This is a genomic window from Acinetobacter beijerinckii CIP 110307, from assembly GCF_000369005.1.
Lineage (GTDB): Bacteria > Pseudomonadota > Gammaproteobacteria > Pseudomonadales > Moraxellaceae > Acinetobacter > Acinetobacter beijerinckii.
Genome location: NZ_KB849763.1, coordinates 345,547 through 353,420 on the forward strand (window position 1 = coordinate 345,547; position 7,874 = coordinate 353,420).

The 7,874-nt window shown below is 37.7% G+C and carries 8 protein-coding genes and 1 rRNA gene; all 9 read right to left on the bottom strand.

Translation table 11 applies throughout. The annotated features are described in order from the left end of the window. Positions 1-4: 4 nt before the first annotated feature. Positions 5-1,090: a histidinol-phosphate transaminase gene (hisC, locus tag F933_RS01635; RefSeq protein WP_005057783.1), complete on the bottom strand. Its 1,086-nt coding sequence runs from the start codon at positions 1,088-1,090 to the stop codon at positions 5-7. A 64-nt stretch (positions 1,091-1,154) separates the two neighbouring features. After that, on the bottom strand, positions 1,155-2,444 hold the full coding sequence (gene hisD, locus F933_RS01640) for a histidinol dehydrogenase (RefSeq protein ID WP_005057784.1): 1,290 nt from the start codon (positions 2,442-2,444) through the stop codon (positions 1,155-1,157). 246 nt (positions 2,445-2,690) lie between these two features. After that, positions 2,691-3,380 carry an ATP phosphoribosyltransferase gene (gene hisG, locus F933_RS01645; protein ID WP_005057785.1) on the bottom strand — a complete coding sequence of 230 codons (690 nt, stop codon included), beginning with the start codon at positions 3,378-3,380 and terminating at the stop codon, positions 2,691-2,693. Next, complete coding sequence (gene murA / locus F933_RS01650) at positions 3,377-4,636, bottom strand: UDP-N-acetylglucosamine 1-carboxyvinyltransferase (protein WP_005057787.1); 1,260 nt, start codon at positions 4,634-4,636, stop codon at positions 3,377-3,379. Before murA ends, hisG begins: the two co-directional genes overlap by 4 nt. Before the next feature lie 6 nt (positions 4,637-4,642). Then, positions 4,643-4,894, bottom strand: coding sequence for a BolA family iron metabolism protein IbaG (ibaG, locus tag F933_RS01655; protein ID WP_005056857.1), 252 nt, complete (start codon positions 4,892-4,894; stop codon positions 4,643-4,645). A gap of 138 nt (positions 4,895-5,032) precedes the next feature. Continuing rightward, positions 5,033-5,374, bottom strand: coding sequence for a ribosome hibernation-promoting factor, HPF/YfiA family (gene hpf / locus F933_RS01660; protein WP_005057789.1), 342 nt, complete (start codon positions 5,372-5,374; stop codon positions 5,033-5,035). A 168-nt stretch (positions 5,375-5,542) separates the two neighbouring features. Beyond that, entirely contained in the window at positions 5,543-6,991 is a 1,449-nt protein-coding gene (locus F933_RS01665) for an RNA polymerase factor sigma-54 (protein WP_005057791.1), read from the bottom strand. Between the two features lie 244 nt (positions 6,992-7,235). After that, positions 7,236-7,571, bottom strand: a complete 336-nt coding sequence (locus F933_RS01670) for a hypothetical protein (protein WP_005057793.1) — start codon at positions 7,569-7,571, stop codon at positions 7,236-7,238. Positions 7,572-7,710: 139 nt separating this feature from the next. Then, positions 7,711-7,825: ribosomal RNA gene (rrf, locus tag F933_RS01675) — 5S ribosomal RNA — on the bottom strand. Positions 7,826-7,874 lie beyond the last annotated feature (49 nt).

Sequence of the window (7,874 nt, forward strand, 5' to 3'; positions counted from 1 at the left end):
AAATTTATAAAACCTGCGTTTTAAGTGTATCTACTAAACGCTGATTTTGTTCATCAGTACCAATAGTGATGCGTAAATATTGGTTGATTCGTGGTTTATTAAAGTAACGAACAATAATGCCTTGATCACGAAGTTGCTGAGCTAACAGTGCGGCATCATGTTGCGGATGCGTCGCAAAGATAAAATTCGCTTTTGATGGTAAAACCTCGAAACCTAAAGCAGTAAGATCACTTACCAAGTGCTCCCGGCTCTCAATTACTTTTTGACATTGCGTTTCAAAATATTCCTGATCTTCAAATGATGCTACAGCAGCAGCAATTGCAAAACGATCAATTGGATAAGAATTAAAACTATTTTTTACCGCTTCAAGTGCAGCAATCAAATGGCTTTGAGCAATTGCAAAACCAACGCGTAAACCTGCCAACGATCGTGATTTAGACGTGGTTTGGCAAACGACTAAATTCTCATACTGGTTAACCAGTGCAACTGCAGACTCAGCACCAAAATCGACATAGGCTTCATCAATTAAAACCACTCGATCAGGATTTGCTTTAAGCACCTGTTCAATTTGATCTAAACCTAAAGCAATACTAGTTGGTGCATTTGGATTAGTGATGATGATACCACCATTTTCCTGAGTATAATCAGACACATCAATTTCGAATTTTTCATTCAATGGAATTTGCTTTGTTTGAGTTGCAAAAAACTGACTATAAACAGGATAGAAACTATAGGTTATATCTGCATATAGAACAGGTTCTTTCTGAATAAAAAATGCTTTAAAAATATGTGCTAGGACTTCATCTGAACCATTACCAACAAAAACTTGGTCAATATTGACATTTTGTTGGTGAGCAATCGCTTGCTTTAGCACCGTCGCATCTGGGTCTGGATAAAGACGTAAAGCGTCTGCATTGTTCGATAAAACTGCTTGGACTGCTGCTACAACTTTTGGTGATGGTGGATAAGGATTCTCATTGGTATTGAGTTTAAGTAAGTTCTGAATTTTAGGTTGCTCGCCTGGCACATAAGGCTCTAGTTCACGAACTTCGGGACTCCAAAAACGCATTTTATCGCTTGTTAATGTCATTGTTCTACTCTCAATATATCTTTAAAAAAGGGGCTTATCAGCCCCTATCTATTTCTCGAATCGGTTATTGATAACGGTAACGTGCTGAACGTGCATGAGCATCAAGATTTTCTTCAACTGCAAGAATATCTGCTGTTCTCGCCAAAGTTTTAACACCCTCTTGCGAGCACATAATCAAACTTGAGCGCTTCTGAAAATCATAAACACCTAAAGGCGATGAAAAGCGTGCTGTTCCAGAAGTTGGTAAAACATGATTTGGACCTGCGCAATAATCACCAATCGCTTCAGGTGTAAAACGTCCCATAAAAATTGCACCCGCATGTCGAATTTCTTGGCTCATCAATTCAGCCTCATCAAGACATAACTCTAGATGCTCTGGCGCGACCTGATTGATGAGTTCCACTGCTTCCGCACGGTCTTTCACTAATACTAAAGCACCGCGATTTTGAATCGAAGTTCGAGCAATTTCTGCTTTCGGCAGCGCACTTAAATGTTTTTCAATTGCTGCATCTACTGCGTTTAGGAGTGCTTCATCAGGAGTAATAAAAATGGCTTGAGCAACAGTATCATGTTCTGCTTGAGACAATACATCCATCGCCAACCATTCAGCATTATTCGCACCTTCGGCATAAACTAGAATTTCCGAAGGCCCTGCGATCATATCAATACCGACTTGACCAAACACTGCACGTTTTGCAGCAGCAACGAAACGATTTCCTGGACCTGTAATTTTATCAACCGCAGGAATCGTTTGAGTTCCATATGCCAATGCAGCAACAGCTTGCGCGCCACCAATAGTAAAAACTCGACTTACCCCAGCTAAATAAGCCGCCGCCAAAACCAATGGATTCAATTCACCATTTGGTGCAGGAACGACCATAATAATTTCTGGAACGCCCGCCACATGAGCAGGTAATGCATTCATTAATACCGAAGATGGATACGAAGCCAATCCACCAGGCACATAAATCCCAACGCGATCTAGCGGTGTGACTTTTTGACCGAGTGTATTACCTAACTCATCTATATAAGTCCAACCTTCTTGTTTCTGTGCTTGATGAAAAGAACGAATGCGTTTTGCAGCGAGCTCCAAAGCTTCGCGGATTTCAACATTTAAACCATCAAATGCTGTTTTCAATTGAGCCTGAGTCAATTCTAAATCTGAAAATTGATGCGCTGGATGTCGATCAAACTGCTGCGTTAATTTAAGCACATGATCATCACCATGCTGACGAACATCAGCAATAATTTGATCTACAGTTTGTATGAGTTGAGGATCATTTACAGTTTCAAATGCTAACAATTCAGCAAAAGTCTGTTTAAAATTTTGATCCTGAGTCGATAAACGTCGCATCAATTTACCCACGAGGCAAAAAATAGAAGACTAAGTTTACTCTTTTTCATCGCATTTGTGGGCAACATCTCTGCCTAAAAAGTCGATGAAAAAGAATGGACTTTTCAATAATTAGAGATTCGACCTATTCATATTTACATTTATTGAATTATAGATAACTTTAGAATGACTAGGTTTTATTCTACTTAGAACGCTGAAATAAAAAAGGTTAACCGAAGTTAACCTTTTTTATTTTGATCTCACAGCTTATTGTTGCTTAGCGTTAATAGCTTCTTCTAGCTGCACCAAAATTGGATTAAGTACTGCTTGCTTACGTTTAAAGCTCGCCTTATTGACAATCAGCCGCGAAGAAACTTTGCAAATTTCCTCTAACGGCTCCAATCCATTAGCACGTAAAGTATTACCGGTATCCACCACATCAACAATGTAATCACCCAATCCAACTAAGGGTGCGAGTTCCATTGATCCGTATAGCTTGATTACATCAACCTGCTCACCAAGGCTTGCATAATACTGACGTGTTAAATTGACATACTTCGTTGCAATTTTTAAACGCCCTTTTGGACGTTCTATGCCAACTTTACCTGCTGTCATCAACTTACAATTCGCAATTTTTAAGTCAAGAAGCTCATAAACATGCTGAGCGCCATGCTCCATCAAAACATCTTTACCTGCAACACCGAAATCTGCTGCGCCATTTTCAACATAAGTCGGCACATCAGAAGCACGTAGAATTAAGATACGAACTTTTTTATGGGTTGTTGGAAAAATCAATTTACGAGATTTATCTGGATCTTCAAGTAAATTAATGCCCGCATTTTCTAGTAAGGGCAATGTCTCTTTTAAAATACGACCTTTACTGAGTGCTAAAGTTAAACCATGATCAAAATTTCCCATTACATCAAAATTTGGATCATCGTTTCTTAAGTCATTCATTCTTTTACTCGCTTAATCTGAGCACCTAAACTTTGCAATTTTTCTTCCACATGTTCGTAACCACGATCAATATGGTAGATACGATCAATCAGTGTTTCACCTTCAGCAACCAAAGCAGCAAGTACAAGTGAAAATGAAGCGCGTAAATCAGTTGCCATAACAGGCGCTGCTTGAAGTGTTTCAACTCCAGTAACAACAGCATCATGACCTTCAACTTGAATATTCGCACCCATACGTGAAAGTTCTGGTACATGCATAAATCGATTTTCAAAAATTGTTTCTGAAATCGTTGCAAAACCACGACCTATCACATTGACTGCCATCAATTGAGCTTGCATGTCAGTTGGAAAATCTGGATGTGGTAATGTTCTAAAACTGACTGCTTTCGGGCGTTTACCCTGCATATCTAGCTCAATCCAGTCATCACCACGTGTGACTTCTGCACCCATTTCTTCAAATTTATCTAAGACCGCTTCTAACAATACTGGATCAGTATGAGTCGTTTTAACTCGACCACCAGTAATTGCAGCTGCGGCTAAATATGAGCCTGTTTCAATGCGATCCGCAACAACAGCATATTCGCAGCCGTGTAAACTTTCGACACCAGTAACCACTAAAGTATCAGTGTCTAAACCTTCGATCTTCGCACCCATTTTAATTAACATTTGCGCAAGATCAGTAATTTCAGGTTCACGAGCCGCATTTCGAATCGTGGTCACACCATCTGCCAATGCAGCAGCCATCAAGATATTCTCGGTTCCACCGACAGTGACCATATCAAAAATGACTTCGCCACCTTTTAAGCGGCCATCTACAGAAGCGTGGACATATCCATTTTCAACTTCTATTTGTGCACCTAAAGCTTCTAAAGCTTTCAAATGCTGATCGACAGGACGTGAACCAATTGCACAACCACCAGGAAGTGAAACTTTGGCATTACCATAACGTGCTAATAATGGACCTAATACCAAAATAGATGCACGCATGGTTTTTACAAGTTCATAAGGTGCGAATTGATTGTCTAAGGTCGACGCATCAGCTCGAACAATATCACCCTCATAACTCATGGTGATACCTAAACCCGCGATCAATTTCACTAAGGTGTTAACATCTTTTAGGTTGGGTACATTGGTTAACGTAGTTGGGGAATCAGCAAGAATCATTGCTGCGAGTAAAGGCAAAGCAGCATTTTTAGCGCCAGAAATACGTACTTCACCCTCGAGCTTAACACCGCCCGTAATTAAAAATTTATCCATTAATATTTAGGCTCCGAAAAGGCTTGCTTTGCGCCATTCGTCTTTTGTCATTGCACGAATCGTAACAGCATGCACTGCACCACTCGCGATATAAGAATTTAAAGGTGCATAAACTGCTTGTTGGCGAGTGACGGTTCTTTTACCCTCAAACTGATCATCGACAATTCGAAGGTCAAATTTTCCAGCCTGACCGCTCACTGCTACTTCTGCTTCAGGGAAAGCTTCTTTTAAAATTTGCGTGAGCTGCTCAATATTCATTAACAAGACCTCTTATACAACCATCGGTGTAAAACGAAACATTTTACTATAACTTTTTCAGATAATTCAGTAAGCAGTTTCTTTTTTTATCAATAAAAAAAAGAGGCTCGATAACAAGCCTCTTATACACAGGATAAATTAATTCAAAAGTGCAAGCTCATGTTGATATGAGCACTGTATTTTCCTGTGTTTAGCAAGCTGTCTTTTTAATTTATCAGTTAATTTTCTAATTGAAGTGTACATATCATCGGCTGTTGCCTGTGCAAACAATTCCACGCCAGGCAAACGAATAATTGCTTCAGCAATATGGTTTGCACTGCCTTTATGTGAACGTTTATCAATTTGATGATCTTTAGCCAGCTTAATCTGCATACTATTTACTTGATCTAAATGTTTCGTCATCTGACTAAACTTTTCTTTTATATTCTCTTCTATGGCTGGCGTAATGGTTAAATGGTGTCCACGAATTGTTATTTGCATAATTCTATCCCTCACCTTTTTCTCTGGATTCAAGAGAATTACTTAAATAGATTTAATGCATGTACATGTTGAATATCCATTAAATCATTACCGTAATTCCTCTAGTGATCATTAAAAAAATTCATTATTCCGTAATAATGAACGCTTAGAATAGTCACAGCTTCAAATTCAGATCAAGACTTTTCTTTCAGAAGATGAAGGAATATGTAACGATTCACGATATTTTGCGACCGTTCTTCGTGCTACTTCAATACCATCATTTTTCAACAGTTCAGCTATCGCATTATCCGACAATGGTTTACGAGGATTCTCACTCGAAACCAGTTTTCTAATCATTGCACGAATAGCAGTAGATGATGCTTCGCCACCTGATGTTGTTCCAACATGACTAGAAAAAAAGTATTTCAACTCAAAAAGTCCACGTGGAGTCAGCATATATTTATTGGTCGTGACACGCGATACGGTAGACTCATGCAATTCAACCTCCTCTGCAACATCACGTAAAACTAAAGGTTTCATTGCCTCAGGCCCATGTTCCAAAAAAGCACGTTGATGTTGGACAATACATGTTGAAACTTTCAATAAAGTCTTGTGTCGTTCATCTATACTTTTTATAAAGTTTTTTGCCTCTAACATCTGATTACGCAAATAGACATTATCATCACTTTGATCTGCACGACGAATCATGTTTGAATAAAATGAATTAATTCTTAGTTTAGGCATAACATCAGGATTAAGCTGCACTTGCCAATGGTGATCTTTCTTTAATACGACAACATCTGGAACCTGATATTCTGATTCTTGTTGATCGAATTCCAATCCAGGATAAGGCTTCAGTGTTTTTAATAAATCAACAGCACTTTGTAGTTGATCTTTTGACAATCCAGTTTGCTTTAATAGTTTATTTAAATCATTAGAAATTAATAACTCATAATTTTTCAGTAAAATTTTAGCTTCATTTAAATAAAGCGTTTTATCATTTAACGCTTCCAGTTGAATTTTCAAACATTCAGCTAAACCTCTTGAACCCACCCCAACAGGATCTAATCGCTGAATATGTTTGAGAACAACGGCAACCTCATCCTCTTCAACTTCTTCTTCGCTTTCCATTTGATGCAGCAAACCAACAACTGCTGATAAAATATCTTCTAATGTAGTTTCTAAAAAACCTCTGTCATCTAAAGAATCAACAATGCAATATGCGATTAGCTTATCTAAGTTGGAAAAGTGCAGAAGATTAACTTGTTCTAAAATATGTTCTTTTAAACTCAATTGAATTTGACGATTATCTTCTCTTTCTTCAAATTCAGGAGATGCCAAAGCAGTTGATTGATGCGTATAAATATCATCCCACTCTGTATCAACAGGCAAATCATTTGGTAAATGATCTGCATTTAACTCCGTCGTCAAATCACTTGATTCTTTAACCTCTAAAGTGGATAAACTTTCAGTCGTATTGATATCTTCTATTTTTTCTAGCAATGGATTACTATCTAATTGAATTTGTATTTCTTGTTCTAACTCCAAACTCGATAATTGTAATAAACGAATCGCCTGTTGCAATTGAGGAGTTAACGATAGATTGTTCGCAACTTTCAATCCAACAGATAACTTCATACGATCTTCCTTTTATAAAACAAGCAAAAAACATGCCGATATAAATATTTATAACATAAAGTAATGTTTACGCATACAAGGAAAAAACTTTTCAACTGACTTATCTGTTCAAAAACTAGCAAAAGAATAAATATTTATGGTAGTAAATAGTCTGCTTCGTGCCCAGAGCTAGCTGAAAATGATTATTCAGTTTAAATAAAACTCTTATTAAAGCAGATAGCATCTTTTATGATGAAAATATCAACTACTTTATATTTTGTTGTTTTAGGCATTCAATCATTTCATCTAATACTTTCTGCCCCATGGTTCTTCGCACAAGATCATTTAGATCGCCGGCTAAAAAGCCAGACCAAGTTGTACTCGTTGAACCGGAGGACATTGCATATCGTCCACAAGCAGAACAGACCTTTTGATCTGCTGTTATAAATGCCACATAAAGTTCTCCTTCAGGATTATCTAATATCCATTCACGAATAACTCGAGGTGCTTGATATTTTTCCTTAGGTTTTTCTAACCTCTTCCATACTAAAAAACCTAAATAGACAATTCCAATTGCAGATAAAAGTTCATAGAGAATCATGTCACTCCTAATAGCATTTCTTAAGATACTATTTTTTATATATTAATTAAATATACTACCATTGTTTGTAATATTTCTCTTTTCATCTTTGCAATAAAAAACACCCCTAACCGTTAGGTTAGAGGTGTTTGAATTTAAAAGCTGGCGATGACTTACTCTCACATGGCAAGTGCCACACTACCATCAGCGCGAAGAGGTTTCACTTCTGAGTTCGGGAAGGGATCAGGTGGTTCACTCTTGCTATTGTCGCCAGCAAACTGTTTTGGCTTTCGGTGGTCTTACTCTTGAACTTAATTTTAAGTT

What these genes read in the sequence shown, in the direction of transcription:
- hisC (WP_005057783.1), bottom strand. Translation starts at nt 1,090, where the DNA reads ATGACATTAACAAGCGATAAAATGCGTTTTTGGAGTCCCGAAGTTCGT.
- hisD (WP_005057784.1), bottom strand. Translation starts at nt 2,444, where the DNA reads ATGCGACGTTTATCGACTCAGGATCAAAATTTTAAACAGACTTTTGCT.
- hisG (WP_005057785.1), bottom strand. Translation starts at nt 3,380, where the DNA reads ATGAATGACTTAAGAAACGATGATCCAAATTTTGATGTAATGGGAAAT.
- murA (WP_005057787.1), bottom strand. Translation starts at nt 4,636, where the DNA reads ATGGATAAATTTTTAATTACGGGCGGTGTTAAGCTCGAGGGTGAAGTA.
- ibaG (WP_005056857.1), bottom strand. Translation starts at nt 4,894, where the DNA reads ATGAATATTGAGCAGCTCACGCAAATTTTAAAAGAAGCTTTCCCTGAA.
- hpf (WP_005057789.1), bottom strand. Translation starts at nt 5,374, where the DNA reads ATGCAAATAACAATTCGTGGACACCATTTAACCATTACGCCAGCCATA.
- F933_RS01665 (WP_005057791.1), bottom strand. Translation starts at nt 6,991, where the DNA reads ATGAAGTTATCTGTTGGATTGAAAGTTGCGAACAATCTATCGTTAACT.
- F933_RS01670 (WP_005057793.1), bottom strand. Translation starts at nt 7,571, where the DNA reads ATGATTCTCTATGAACTTTTATCTGCAATTGGAATTGTCTATTTAGGT.